The following is a 12,711-nucleotide window of genomic DNA, read 5'->3' as shown; positions in this document are numbered from 1 at the left end:
TTCTACTCCGCGGCCGGCACCGGGCAGCGGTTGCGGAAGCTGTCGCTGAGGGCCACGGCCACCAGCAGTTCGGGGAGCCGGTGTCCACCCGCCGAGAAGCGCGTGTCCACGTAGCGCACGGTGGCCTCGTCCTCGTCCGTCAGCGCGCGGCCCAAGCCATAGGCCAGCGCCTGCCGCGTCATGCACGTCGCGAAGGCGGGGTCGCCCTTGAGGATGGTCGCCAGCTCACGCGGTCCCTGGAACGACACGCCCTTGAAGGTGCCCGTGGCATCCACCGGCGAGCCGTTGTCCGTCTCCCGCCAGGCCCCAGCCGCGTCGTAGTTCTCCAGGCCGAAACCGATGGGGTCCAGCGTGTCGTGGCAGCCCGCGCAGGCGGGGTTGGCGCGATGCAGCTCGGTGATCTGCCGCAGCGTGGAGCCCGGCGGCACCTGCGTGGGCAACGCCTCCACGCCGGGAGGCGGCGGAGGGGGCTCCTGGCACAGCAGCTTGCCCAGCACCCACTTGCCGCGAAGCACCGGCGACGTGCGCGTGGCCAGCGACGCCTGCGCCAGCACACCCGCCTGGCCCAGCACACCGCCGCGCCGTCCGTCGCCCGTGCTCACGCGCGTGACGGAGACGGAGCCCGGGCGAGGCAGGCCGTAGTAGTCCGCGAGCCGGTCGTTGACGTAGGTGAAGTCCGCGTCCAGCAGCTCCAGCGCGCTGCGGTCCTCGTTGAGGAAGGCGCGGAAGAAGCTCTCCCCTTCCTCGCGCATGGCGCGCTTGAGCTCGGAATCCATGCCGGGGAACCGCGTCGGGTCCGCGGTGATGCCGTCCACCTTCCGCAGGCCCAGCCACTGGCCGGCGAAGTTCTGCACCAGCGCCTCGGACCGCGGGTCCTTCAGCATCCGGCGCACCTGCGCCTCCAGCACCTCCGGGTCGGCCAACCGGCCCGCGTCCGCCAGTGACGTCAGCTCCGCGTCGGGCTGGCTGCTCCAGAGGAAGTACGACAGGCGCGATGCCAGCTCGCGAGCGGACAGCTCACTCTTGCCCGTCCCAGGCGCCTGCGTCTCCACGACCTGGAAGAGGAAGTGCGGCGACAGCAGCACCGAACGGAGCGCGAACTTCGCCGCCAGTTCGAAGCCGTCCCCCGACTCCCGCACGAGCGTGTAGACGCTCATCAACTCCGCGACCTCGTCCGGCTTCGCGGGACGCCGCCAGGCGCGGTTCGCCAGCGACTCCACCATCTGCCGGGCACAGGCTTCTTCCCCGGTGGTGGTCGGTTCGCACACGCGCAGGTGGCGCTGGGTGGCCACCGACGTGGGCGCGGGCGAGCGGACCTCCATCCAATCCAGCAGGAGGTTGCGGTCCGTGGACGTGGCCGGGTCGTAGGTGTCGTTGGTGAATCGCACGGTGAAGCGCTTCTGTCCCGGCGAGTCCACCCGCACCGGCTGCGTGTACACCGTGGGCGTGGTGGCCGGCACGTCGAGCGACGCCACCACGACGCCATCCAGCAGCCACTGCATCCGCACGGGGTCCGGCGGCGCCTGAGTGCCCCACGCGCGCACGGAGAGCTGGTACTCGCCGGCCTGCGCGAAGGTGAAGGTGGCGGAGAGGTCGCCGTTGGACCACAGGTTCCACACGGTGCCGTTCTGCTCGCTGGCACCGGTGGTGGCGCTGGCGGACTCGGCCTCGATGCGAACGGTGCCACCTCCGGTGCTGGCGGCGCCGTCCCGGGCCCAGGCCTGGTCGATGAGGCGGCCTGCGGTGGCCTCATAGGCCTCCACCAGCGCGGGGGACACGCCCAGCAGGCTGGCCTCGTTGTCGAAGCCGTGGCCCGTGGGGTCCGCCGGGAAGGTCGTCGCGGGCCGGCCCGTCTCGCCGAGCAAGTCCCGCACGGTGTTGTCGTACTCCGCGCGGTTCAGCCGGCGCAGCGAATGTGCGCCATCCGAGCAGTTCTGCGCGGCGACGACGGGCTTGGGCTCCTGGGTGCGCGCGACGGGCAATTCGTCCGAGCACGCGGTGAGCAGCAGCGGGATGCCGAAGAGCAGTGAGCGGGTCTTCATGTGCGGTCTCCCCTCACGCCAGCCCGGCCAGCGGTCCCTGTGCCAGCGGTCCGAAGGTGCCTCGTGGAATCTCGAAGGCCTGGAGGATGGAGAGCAGCACGTCTCCACACCGCTTGCCTTGTGCCCGCATGTGCCGGCCCGGCCGGATGGCACCGCCCGCGCGCCCCGCGAGCAGCACCGGCATGTCGTAGTGGTTGTGCCAGTCGCTGTGCGAGATGTCGCTCGAGTAGAACACCGCCACGTTGTCGAGCAGCGTGCCCTCCCCCTCCGGCACCGCCTTCAGCCGTTGCACCAGGTGCGCGAAGCGGGCCACCTGCCACCGGTCGATCTCCACCTTGGCCGCCAGCTTCACCGGATCGTTGCCGTGGTGGGAGGCATCGCCGTGGTGGGAGAAGGCCCGGCCGTTGACGGTGAACATCATCGGGCTGACGCACATGCCGAGCATCAGCGTGGCGACGCGGGTGGCGTCGCACTCGAAGGACTTCACGATGAGGTCGCACATCAGGTTGGCGTAGGCCGTGCCATCCATGGGGATGCCCACGGGCCGGGCGCCCGTGGTGCACGCGACGGGCGGAGCACCCTGCTCGGCCTTCTGGATGGCGACTTCGATTTCGCGGATGCCCGTGAGGTACTCGTCCAGCCGGAGCTTGTCCGCCTGGCCCAGCTTCGTCTGTAGCGCCTTCGCCTGGCCCGTCATCCGGTCAAGCACGCTGCGCCGGTACATCCAGAGACGCCGCTCCGCGTCCGTGGGTCCTTCGGCTTGAAGCGAACCGAAGAGCCGGTCGAAGATGACGCGTGGGTTGTAGACGTTGGGCAGCCGCTGGCCGCGGGAGAACGTCGCCATGCAGTGGTCCTCACCGCTGCAATGGTCCTGCGTGTCGTCATAGGACGACGTCTTCGGGTCGATGAAGCCATCCCCGTTCGCGTCGCGGTAGCCGGGGTTGTAGTAGCCGTTGTTCTCCACGCTCAGCGTGAGCGCCGGCACGCGCACCTGGGCCGACGTGGCGCGCGCAATCACCTGATCGATGGAGTCCGTGCTGCCCGCGACGATGCGCTCGGACGCGGTGAGCATCATCCAGAAGCCGCCTTCGTGCGTGCGCTCGTAGTAGTCCCACGCACCCAGCCGCATGCCGCTCAGCACCAGGACGTCATCCTTCACCGGGGCCAGCGGGGACAGCGTGGGCGTCAGCGCGTAGTTCGCGCCTTCGGTCGTCGGAAACCATTGGTTCGGGACGACGCCCGCGGAGTGGAACATGCCCACGAAGCGCAGCGGCGGCTTCGCACCGGACGCTTGCGCGCGTGCCGTTGAGGGAGCCATGGCCTCCAGCCAGGGCAATGCAAGCGCCGCTCCCGCGGCACCCCGCAGCAGGCTGCGTCGCGACAGCTCCCAGGTTCTCGATTTCGGCACGGGGGGTCCTTGTTGTCTGAGCCGCCGCATTACTCAGCAACGAGGGTGCCACCCCTGAAAGCACCAGGAATTCCGGAGAGTTGCAGCCCTCGTGGATTCCCGAGGGCGCGGCGGGGGGCTCGACCCCACACGCCGGTGTGGGGTGTCGTCCCCGTTTCTCAGGCCGTGGGCTTGCGGATGCGCAGCAGCCCTTCCTGGGCCACCGAGGCCACCAGCCGGCCGTCACGCGTGTAGACGCTGCCGCGCGACAGGCCGCGCGCGTTGCCCGCCCAAGGGCTGTCCATGGAGTACAGCAGCCAGTCGCTCACCTTCAGGTCTCCGTGGAACCACAGGGCATGGTCCAGGCTGGCGCCCAGGATGCGGGGCTGGAAGAAGCTGGCCGCGTGGGGCAGGAGCGCGGTGCTGATGAGGTTGAAGTCGGACGCGTAGGCCAGCACGTACCGGTGCACCTGCGGATCCTCCGGCAGGTCGCCGTTGGCGCGGAACCACACGTGCTTGATGGGCGCCGTCGCCTCCGGGTTGAACGGATCCTCCGGCGCCACGGGCCGGATCTCAATCGGCTTCTCCCCCAGGAACTTCTCCCGCAGGGCTTCCGGGATGCGGGCGGACACGCGGCCCAGCAGCTCCTGCTCCGAGGCCAGTGCCTCCGGGCCCGGCACCTCTGGCATGGGCGCCTGGTGGGCAAAGCCCTCTTCGTCCCCGTGGAAGGAGGCCATCATTGTCAGGAGGGGCTCGCCCTTCTGCACGGCCACGACGCGGCGCGTGGTGATGCTGCCGCCGTCCCGCACCCGGTCCACCGTGTAGACGACTGGAAGCGTCGCGTCGCCCGGGCGCAGGAAGTAGCCGTGCAGGGAGTGGACATGGCGGCCGGCGGGCACCGTCTGGCTGCCCGCGGACAGCGCCTGCCCCAGCACCTGGCCGCCGAAGAGCTGGCGGAACCCCAGGTCTTGACTCCGGCCACGAAACAGATTTTCCTCGATTTTCTCCAGTTTAAGGAGCGACAACAGCTCATCCAGGACTCGGCTCATGGCCCCTGTCGTAATCGACCCGGGCACCGGTGTCTCGGGAAGTGGCGCCCTGTCCATGGTCCCTTGCCGGGTCCCGCCCGACCGCGAAGCCGTATCGGTTCACAGTGAGAATAGACGGCTCATGCGCAGCGCCGCAGTGCATCAATGACATACGGCGTCATGGGTTGCCTCCACTTTTAGCAACCTTTGAGAGCGGAGACGCTTGAAGCGCCCCGCCCTCTTGCGCGACGCTAATGCTCAACACTGGACACTCCATCGGGGGGCGAATGCAGTCGAATGTATTCACGGCGGTACTCATGCCGCTGGCGCTGGCCGTCATCATGCTCGGGCTTGGCCTGACGCTGACGCTGGCGGACTTCAAGCGGGTCATTGTCTATCCGCGCGCCATCCTGGTGGGCCTCGGCTGCCAGATGTTGGTGTTGCCGGTGGCGTGCCTGCTCATCGCCCACGCCTTCAGTCTGCCGCCGGAGTTGGCGGTGGGACTGATGCTGCTGGCAGCGTCCCCTGGCGGCGCGACGGCGAACCTCTTCAGCCACCTGGCCCGCGGTGACGTGGCGCTCAACATCACGCTGACGGCGGTGAACAGCGCGCTGTCGCTCGTCACGTTGCCGCTCATCATCAACCTGTCGCTCGCGCACTTCATGGACGAGGGCCGCGCGGTCCCCATGCAGTTCGCGAAGATCGTGCAGGTGGTGCTCATCGTGCTGGGGCCGGTGAGCCTGGGCATGTTCATCCGCTCGCGCAGCGCGGCCGTGGCGCAGCGCATGGACAAGCCCATTCGCATCCTGTCCACCCTCTTCCTCGTCGCGGTGATTGGCGCGTCCGTGTACACGGAGCGCGCGAATGCGCTCAGCTTCTTCCGCCAGGTGGGCCCGGCGGCGCTGGCCTTCAACCTGGTGAGCCTCGCGGTGGGCTACTTCGTGCCCATCCTGCTGCGCCTGCCCCGGCGGCAAGCGGTTGCCATTGGAATGGAGATTGGCATTCACAACGGAATGCTTGCGATTGCCATCGCGCTCAGCCCGACGCTGCTGGCGAACTCGACCATGGCCATTCCCCCGGCCATCTACAGCCTCATCATGTACTTCACCGCGGCGGCCTTCGGCTTCTATGTCAGCCGGCGCTACGCGGATGAGCAGGACCCCGCTGTACACCGCACCCCCACGTCACTCCCCGAGAAGGTGTCTCGATGACGCTGCGTCGACCGCTGTCCGTGCTTTCCCTGTCACTTTGCCTGGGATTCTCCGCACCAGCCGCCGCCGAAGAGCCCGAAGCCGCTGCCCTGCCGTCGACTCCGCAGACAGCCCCCACGCCCACGGACGCACCCACGGCCACCACGCTCCCGCCGCTGGGGCCCGACACCCGTCTGTATTTCGCCAACATCAACTTCCTGCGTTGGAACCCGCTGGGCATGGAGACCCAGAACCGGCTCGTCCTCCAGAAGCGGATGTTCGACGGCGAGTCCATGTTGACGCGCGACAACTTCGTCAACGGCGCGTTCGCCATCAAGGCCAACCCGGCCTCGGTGAAGATTGGCCCCGTCTTCGAGATTCAGCCGCTGGCCATCTTCAACCTGCGGGCGACCTATGAGTACGTCCGGTACTTCGGCACCTTCGGGTTCCTCCAGTCGTACAACAACCCGATGCTGGACTTCTCCGACGACGCGCGCGACCTGACGGAGAACGACGCGTACAGCACCTCCGGTCACCACTACATGGTGGAGCCCACGCTCCAGGCGCGCTTCGGCTCGTTCGTGGTGCGGAGCAAGGCGTCCATCGAGTACTGGAACGTGGCGCTGCGCGAGGGCAACGGTGCGTCCTTCTACGACGCGCTGCTGGACACGCTCATCCCCGGCCGGGGATGGGTGTTCACCAATGACACCGACCTGATGATGCTGACGACGCCGCAGCTCACGCTGGGGGCCCGCTTCAGCGGTGTGTGGCCGCGCTACCAGGATGGCTCGGGTGGAGCGCAGAACGTGGACAACAGCCACACGCGCATCGGCCCCATGATGGCGTACGCCCTGAACACGCGCGAGGGCTCGTCGTTCAACCGGCCGACGATCCTGCTGAACTTCGCGTGGTACCTGAACCACCCGAACCGAGGCGGCGCCCTGCCCTACATGATGGGCGCCTTCGCCTTCACGTCCGACTTCCTGGGCGGCTAGGCGGAGGACTTCCGCCGGGCGTCCTGTCTTGGGGACGCCCGGCGTTGAAGCAAGGATGGGCCCGCGAAGGTGCCCGTCCGAATCAGTGCTCGTCGTGGGGCCCGTGGGCGTGGCCGTGCTCCAGCTCCTCGGCCGTCGCGGCGCGGACGTCCCGCACAGTGACCTCGAAGTGCAGCGTCTTGCCGGCCAGGGGGTGGTTGAAGTCCACCAGCACGGAGTCGGCCTTCACTTCCTTGATGAAGAAGTCCACCTCGTCCCCGTCCGGGTCGGTGGCGCTGAGCACGCCGCCTGCCACCAGCTCCAGGCCCTCCGGGAACTCCGTCTTCGGGACTTCCTCGATGCCTTCCGGGTCGTAGTCGCCGTAGCCCTCGTCGGGCCCCACCGTCACCTGGAGGGTGTCACCACGCGCCTTGCCCTCGAGCGCCTTCTCCAGGCCCGGGACGATTTCCTCGTGCCCCTGCAGATAGACGAGCGGCTCCCCCGGCTCGCTCTCGTCCACGGCCTTGCCGTCGCCGAGGTGGAGGCGGAAATCGATGGAGACGACGCTGTCCTTGGTAATTTTCATGGGGCCCTCATAGCGCACGGCCGTGGCGAGTGCCTCAATCATGTGCCTGTCTGACAATGGGGCGAGCGTCCCTCTCGGATCGACTGTCCGATTCCAGTGGTGCGGAAGCCCAGAATCGTCAGGTTCCCGAGCGAGGGCTCCCCATTCCCAGGTCCAGCGAGGCCGCCCGGGTGCTCCGGGCCAGGCGCGTTTCCAGGCGAAGGATTCGGCGGTGGTGGTCCACAGGCAGCTCCGCCGCCGAGGCCAGCTTCGCGTGGTGCAGCGCCCGCGCGAGGTCCTTGAGGCCATGCTCGTACAGCTTGGTGAGCTGGAGGTGCAGCGTCGCGGCCTGGAAGCCCTGGGCGGTCTTCAGTGCCTGGTGCAGGTGCGCCGCCGCGGCCGAGGCGTCACCCGCCTTGCGTGACAGCCGGGAGGCCAGGGCCAGGGCTTCGATGCCCACGGCGCCGGTGTCCCCCGCCGCCGCGGCCCGGGCGAAGGCCTGGGCGCGCTCGTAGTCGCGGGCCCGGAGCGCCACGCCCGCGAAGCCGAGCAGGTCGCGAGGGTCCGCGTCCCGGGGCACGGAGGCGCCTGGGTCCCCTGCTCGGAAGCGGCGGACCAGTTCACCGAGCAGGGCCGCCAGGAGGAGGAGGTCGTTGACGTTGTGCTCCAGCACGGGCGTCAGCGCCGAGCCGTCTCCGCCGCGCAGGTAGCGGAAGTACAGGTCGGGAATCAGCGAGCCATCCACGTCGTCGACGCGCCGGAAGCCGAGGACCTGGTCTTCCAGGTGGACCAGTCGCGTGCCGGCGCCCCGGTGCTTGAAGACGCGGCGGGCGCAGTGGAGCAGGTCCAGGTGGGGCAGCTCCACGGGTGCGGGGACGCGGTTGAGGACGAAGCGCGTCCGCAGGAGCGGCCAGTCGAAGCTCTTGCCGTTGAAGGTGACGAGGCAGGAGGACGCGGCCATGCGCTCGGCGAGCGAGCGCAACATGGGGGCCTCTTCTCCCAGGCGCCGCAGGAAGAGCTGGTGCACCTTGAGCGAGCGGCCCTCGAACCACGCCAGCCCCACGAGGAATGGCACGGTGCCCGTTCCTCCCGCGAGCCCGGTGGTCTCCGTGTCCAGGAAGAGCATCCGCTGGAAGTCCACGCCCGCCAGGTCCGCGTGCAGCGCGAGGCTGGCGACCAGGGGGCCTTCCACGTCCAGGGCCGCGGCGAGAGGCGCGGAGCCGTGGTGGTGTTCCGGGGAGAGGATGCGCTCGGAGATGTGGACCGTGCCGTGGGCCGTGGCACGGGACTCCACGGGCAGTGGGCCAGGGGGTGCTGGCGGTGGCGTGCCTCGGCGCGCGGCGGCCAGGCCCTGACGCTCCGACCAGTCCGACAGCATCCGACGCAGGCTGTCGATGCGGGGATCTCGGGGGGCGGGTGGAGGCGAGGCTGTGACTGGGGGTGCTGCCGGGGCCTCCCCCGTGCCCTCCGCGCGCGCGACCTGTGATTCCGCGCCGGCGGGCGTGGACGGCGCCTCCATGCGCCGGACTTGAACCAGCTTCGCCAACTGCGCGGCGAGCGCGTCGGGCACGCCTGCTTCGGCCCCAGGCGCGGGCGTGGAATCAGCGCGCGCGGCGGGCTCGGCCTGTGGCTCCGCCACGGGGGGCTTCGGGGGTGCCTTGCCCCCGGGGCCCACGCTCGTCAGGCGCGCCAGCTTGCGCTTGAGGTCCACGGCCGCGCCTCCCGGTTACTGCATTCCCGCGATGCCCAGCGCCGATAGCACTTCGAGCGCCAGTCGCTTGCGCGGATGCGGGTCCACGGGCGCCTGTCCCGGCATCGCACCCGCCGCAGGGCCGATACACGCCGGACAGCCATCCTCGCACGTGCACGCCTCCAACAGTCGGCGCGCACGGCTCAGCAGCTCGTCTCGCTGGTCGTACAGCCGCGCCGCCAGCCCCACGCCGCCGGGCACGTTGTCGTACAAGAACAGCGTCGGGTCGAAGCCCACGCCACCATCCTTGCGTGGCGGTCCCTCCGCGTCATCCCGGCTCCCCAGTGTCTTGCCGATATCCCGAGGGTCGATCATCAACCCCACGCACGCCACCGTGCGGAGCGCCGTGGTCAGGCCGCGAAGCGCATCGATGACCGCCGGTCGCGGCGCCCACATGGCGCGCACCACCGTCTCCGGCACCGTCAGCCAGAGCGCCGTGGTGTGCATCTGCATCTCCGGCAGCGCCACGTCGCCGTAACCAACGTTCTCATGCGTGTGGTACTTGATCTTCTTGTACCCGACGACCTTCTCGATGACGCTCACCTCCCCCATGCCCGCCTGAAGGTCCGGGCCCATGGGCGCGGCCTGGTCCTCCTGGATGACGTGCACGCGCACGTAGGTCATCGCGTCGGTGAAGTAGTCCGGCGCCACCTTCCGCACGAAGGCCTTGTGGTTCTCGTAGTCGAAGCGCTCGACCTGATACTGCTCGGCCTCGTGTTGGTAGATGGCCTGTTCGTGCAGCATCGTGTGCGCCGAACGGAAGTCCATCTCCGCCAGCGTCCGGTCCGTCCCCTTCTCGATGATGACCACGTTGTCCCAGCCCACGCTGCGCAGTGACACGTGGTTGGCCGGATACGCATCCGTGGACCAGTGGAACACGCGACGGCCCGCCTCGCCCACGGTGGGGTGCACCACCTCGTGCTGCGCGAGGAACCCGAGCGCCTCCGTGGTGGACTCCGGCGGCACGTCTCCGAAGGGCTCTCCCTCCTCGAACGGCAATTCGAAGGACGCGCACTTGAGGTGCTGGACCAGAATCTCCACGTTGTCCGGGTCGATGCGCGCGTGCTCCACCGGCGAGCCCACGAGGAAGCGCGGGTCGCCGGCGAGGTACTGGTCCAGCGGCGCGCTCGATGTCACCAGCAGCGCCAGGCTCCCCTCACCGCGCCGCCCTGCCCGGCCGAATCGCTGCATCAGCGCCGCCACCGAGCCCGGGTAGCCCGCGCACACCACCGCGTCCAGCGAGCCGATGTCGATGCCCAGCTCCAGCGCGTTGGTGGCCACCACGCAGCGTACTTCCCCCGCACGCAGCGCCGCCTCCGTGGCGCGCCGCGTGCCCGGCAGATACCCACCGCGGTAGCCCTGGATGAGGGACGGGTCCAACTTCTCCTCGATGAAGCGGTCGCGGAGGTACTTGAGCATCACCTCGATGTTGTTGCGCGACTGTCCGAAGAGCAGCGTCGACACGCCCGCGCGCACCAGGTCGGCCGTCAGCCGCACCGCCGTCTTGAGATAGCTGGCCCGGATGCCCAGCTCCGCGTTCACCACGGGCGGGTTGAACACCATGACGCGGCGCTCGCCGGAAGGCGCCCCGCTCTCCGACACCAGCGTCACGTCCCGCCCGAGCATCCGCCGAGCGTGGGCCTCCGGATTGCCAATGGTGGCCGACGCCGCGACGAACACCGGGTCCGCGCCGTGGAAGCGCGCCACGCGCTGGAGCCTGCGCAGCACGTTGGCCAGGTGGGAGCCGAAGACGCCCCGGTACGTGTGCAGCTCGTCGATGACGACGTAGCGCAGATTGGAGAACAGGCGCGCCCAGCTCGCGTGATGCGGGAGGATGCCCGTGTGCAGCATGTCCGGGTTGGTGAGCAGCACGCCGCTGCGCTCCCGCGCGGCCCGGCGCGCATCCGCCGGCGTGTCACCATCGAAGGTGATGGCGCCGTGGGACAGGCCCGCCTCGCGCATCAGCGCGCGCAGGGACTCTTCCTGATCTCTGGACAGGGCCTTGGTGGGAAACAGGTACAGCGCCCGCGCCTGGGGCTCCCGCGCGAAGCGGTCCAGCAGCGGCAGGTTGTAACAAAGGCTCTTGCCGGAGGCGGTGGGCGTGGCGATGACCAGGCTCTGGCCCGCCCGAGCCAGCCGGTACGCCTCCGCCTGGTGCGAGAAGAGCTGCTGGATGCCCCGCTTCTCGAGCGCGTCGCGCACCTGGGGCGCCACCTCTTCCGGAATGGGCGCGAAGACGCCAGCCCGCGCGGGGGTGGCCTCATCCAGGACGAAGCAGGAGCGGAGCTGCCGGTCCGACCGCCACCCATCCAACACGGAGTCCAACCCGCGAGGCGCGTTCCACGGCGTGCGACGGGCCCCTCCGAAAGCGCCCGGTTCCTTCTCTGGCTTCATGGGCCGGGCACTGTACAGACGTATACCGAGGCAAACAACGCGGGAGCGCACCTCATTGGTTTGAGCTCCAGCCAATACGCGCAGAGGCGGACGTCCGGGCACTCCACTAGTGTGCCGCGCCGTGGCCCTCGCCATCTTCCTGTTCACCTACGTCTTCATCGCCGGTGCGCGCCTTCCGTACCTGAAGCTGGACCGCCCCGGTGGCGCGCTGCTGGGCGCCGTGCTGATGGTCGTCTTCGGCGTCGTCACGCCCGCCGAGGTCTACAACCACAGCGCCGACGCGAACCGTCACGCCATCGACGCGGACACCATCGTCCTCCTGCTGGGGATGATGCTGCTGGCAGCGTACATGTCCCAGGCGTCCTTCTTCCGCACCGCGGGCGCGTGGGCCGTGCGCAGGGCGCACACGCCCCGGCGGTTGCTGCTCGCCGTGACGTTCATTTCGGCCGCGCTGTCCGCGTTCCTGGTGAATGACACCGTGTGCTTGATGCTCACGCCCCTGGTGCTGGCCACCGTGGAGGACGCGCGCCTGCCGCCGGCTCCGTACCTGCTCGCGGTGTGCATGGGCAGCAACAGCGGCTCGGTGGCGACCTTCACCGGCAACCCGCAGAACATGCTCATCCAGGGAGCCTCCGGGCTGTCCTACGCCAGCTTCGCGGCGTACATGGCCCTGCCTGCCCTGCTCTCCACGGCGGTGGTCGCCGCCGGACTCCTGTACCTGTTCCGGCATGACCTGCCCGTGAAGCAATTCGAGCCCCACCCTCCGCCTCCGCCAGTGGACCGGGGCATGATGGTGCTCACCTTGACGGTGCTGTCCGGGGTTGTCGTGGCCTTCTTCGCCGGGCTGCCCATGAGCTGGAGCGCCCTGGCCGGCGCGGCCCTGGTGATGGCACTGGCCCGCCGCGAGCCACGCGAGGCGCTGGAGCGCGTGGACTGGGTGCTGCTGCTCTTCTTCGCCAGCCTGTTCGTGGTCGTCTATGGCGTGAACAAGCACGGCTACGCGGAGGACATCCGCGTCCTGTTCGAGCCCCTCATGGCGGGCCCGCCCCTGCGGGAGACGCTGGGCTTCGCGGGGCTGACGCTGGTGGCGTCCAACCTGTTCAGCAACGTGCCCTTCGTCATGCTGGCGCGGACGTGGGTGCCCACGCTGCACGACGTGGAGCTGGGCTGGCACGTGCTCGCGCTCGGCTCCACGCTGGCGGGCAACCTCACGCTGGTGGGGAGCGTGGCCAACCTCATCGTGTTCGAGGCCGCGCGCGGGAAGGTCAACATGAGCTTCCTCCGCTTCCTCCGCGTGGGCCTCCCGGTGACGCTCGTCAGCTTCGCCGTGGGGCTGACCGTGCTCCTGGTGGAGCACGCGCTGTTCTGACGCAGGCCGTGT

At 69.3% G+C, this 12,711-nt stretch carries 9 protein-coding genes; 3 read left to right on the top strand and 6 right to left on the bottom strand.

What is annotated here, in order from left to right; translation table 11 throughout:
- Window positions 1-2 precede the first annotated feature (2 nt).
- The 3 genes from F8M74_RS11740 to tesB all read right to left on the bottom strand — a co-directional run bounded on the left by F8M74_RS11740 (window position 3) and on the right by tesB (window position 4,478).
- The gene (locus F8M74_RS11740; protein WP_141256501.1) at window positions 3-2,042 is read right to left on the bottom strand and encodes a DUF1592 domain-containing protein; all 2,040 of its coding nucleotides are present in this window, start codon (window positions 2,040-2,042) and stop codon (window positions 3-5) included.
- Window positions 2,043-2,055: 13 nt separating this feature from the next.
- Window positions 2,056-3,360 carry a DUF1552 domain-containing protein gene (locus F8M74_RS11735; RefSeq protein ID WP_141256500.1) on the bottom strand — a complete coding sequence of 435 codons (1,305 nt, stop codon included), beginning with the start codon at window positions 3,358-3,360 and terminating at the stop codon, window positions 2,056-2,058.
- A 248-nt stretch (window positions 3,361-3,608) separates the two neighbouring features.
- Window positions 3,609-4,478, bottom strand: a complete 870-nt coding sequence (gene tesB / locus F8M74_RS11730; protein WP_141256499.1) for an acyl-CoA thioesterase II — start codon at window positions 4,476-4,478, stop codon at window positions 3,609-3,611.
- Between the two features lie 266 nt (window positions 4,479-4,744).
- Here tesB and F8M74_RS11725 point away from each other — a divergent pair, with 266 nt between their 5' ends.
- Together F8M74_RS11725 and F8M74_RS11720 are read left to right on the top strand one after the other, a co-directional pair.
- A complete protein-coding gene (locus F8M74_RS11725) occupies window positions 4,745-5,668 on the top strand; it encodes a bile acid:sodium symporter family protein (protein WP_141256498.1) in 924 nt (307 codons plus the stop codon).
- Entirely contained in the window at window positions 5,665-6,642 is a 978-nt protein-coding gene (locus F8M74_RS11720) for a hypothetical protein (protein ID WP_141256497.1), read from the top strand. The genes F8M74_RS11725 and F8M74_RS11720 overlap by 4 nt, the downstream gene beginning before the upstream one ends.
- Before the next feature lie 82 nt (window positions 6,643-6,724).
- Here the strand turns inward: F8M74_RS11720 and F8M74_RS11715 are convergent, their stop codons facing one another.
- The 3 genes from F8M74_RS11715 to F8M74_RS11705 form a co-directional block, all read right to left on the bottom strand.
- The gene (locus tag F8M74_RS11715; protein WP_163884395.1) at window positions 6,725-7,207 is read right to left on the bottom strand and encodes a peptidylprolyl isomerase; all 483 of its coding nucleotides are present in this window, start codon (window positions 7,205-7,207) and stop codon (window positions 6,725-6,727) included.
- A 118-nt stretch (window positions 7,208-7,325) separates the two neighbouring features.
- Window positions 7,326-8,897 carry a ribonuclease H-like domain-containing protein gene (locus tag F8M74_RS11710; RefSeq protein WP_141279607.1) on the bottom strand — a complete coding sequence of 524 codons (1,572 nt, stop codon included), beginning with the start codon at window positions 8,895-8,897 and terminating at the stop codon, window positions 7,326-7,328.
- 15 nt (window positions 8,898-8,912) lie between these two features.
- Window positions 8,913-11,330: a DEAD/DEAH box helicase gene (locus tag F8M74_RS11705; RefSeq protein ID WP_228559751.1), complete on the bottom strand. Its 2,418-nt coding sequence runs from the start codon at window positions 11,328-11,330 to the stop codon at window positions 8,913-8,915.
- 121 nt (window positions 11,331-11,451) lie between these two features.
- Here F8M74_RS11705 and F8M74_RS11700 point away from each other — a divergent pair, with 121 nt between their 5' ends.
- Window positions 11,452-12,699 carry an SLC13 family permease gene (locus F8M74_RS11700; RefSeq protein WP_141258176.1) on the top strand — a complete coding sequence of 416 codons (1,248 nt, stop codon included), beginning with the start codon at window positions 11,452-11,454 and terminating at the stop codon, window positions 12,697-12,699.
- Window positions 12,700-12,711: the final 12 nt, after the last annotated feature.

This window comes from Myxococcus sp. CA023, from assembly GCF_010998615.1.
Taxonomy (GTDB): Bacteria; Myxococcota; Myxococcia; order Myxococcales; family Myxococcaceae; genus Myxococcus.
Note: the sequence above shows the minus strand (reverse complement) of the source record. Positions and strands in the feature narration are given on the sequence as shown.

Bases quoted from the DNA above. Each gene is read 5' to 3' on its own strand.
- F8M74_RS11735 (WP_141256500.1), bottom strand. From the start codon at position 3,360: ATGGCTCCCTCAACGGCACGCGCGCAAGCGTCCGGTGCGAAGCCGCCG.
- F8M74_RS11720 (WP_141256497.1), top strand. From the start codon at position 5,665: ATGACGCTGCGTCGACCGCTGTCCGTGCTTTCCCTGTCACTTTGCCTG.
- F8M74_RS11715 (WP_163884395.1), bottom strand. From the start codon at position 7,207: ATGAAAATTACCAAGGACAGCGTCGTCTCCATCGATTTCCGCCTCCAC.
- F8M74_RS11740 (WP_141256501.1), bottom strand. From the start codon at position 2,042: ATGAAGACCCGCTCACTGCTCTTCGGCATCCCGCTGCTGCTCACCGCG.
- F8M74_RS11725 (WP_141256498.1), top strand. From the start codon at position 4,745: ATGCAGTCGAATGTATTCACGGCGGTACTCATGCCGCTGGCGCTGGCC.
- F8M74_RS11705 (WP_228559751.1), bottom strand. From the start codon at position 11,330: ATGAAGCCAGAGAAGGAACCGGGCGCTTTCGGAGGGGCCCGTCGCACG.
- tesB (WP_141256499.1), bottom strand. From the start codon at position 4,478: ATGAGCCGAGTCCTGGATGAGCTGTTGTCGCTCCTTAAACTGGAGAAA.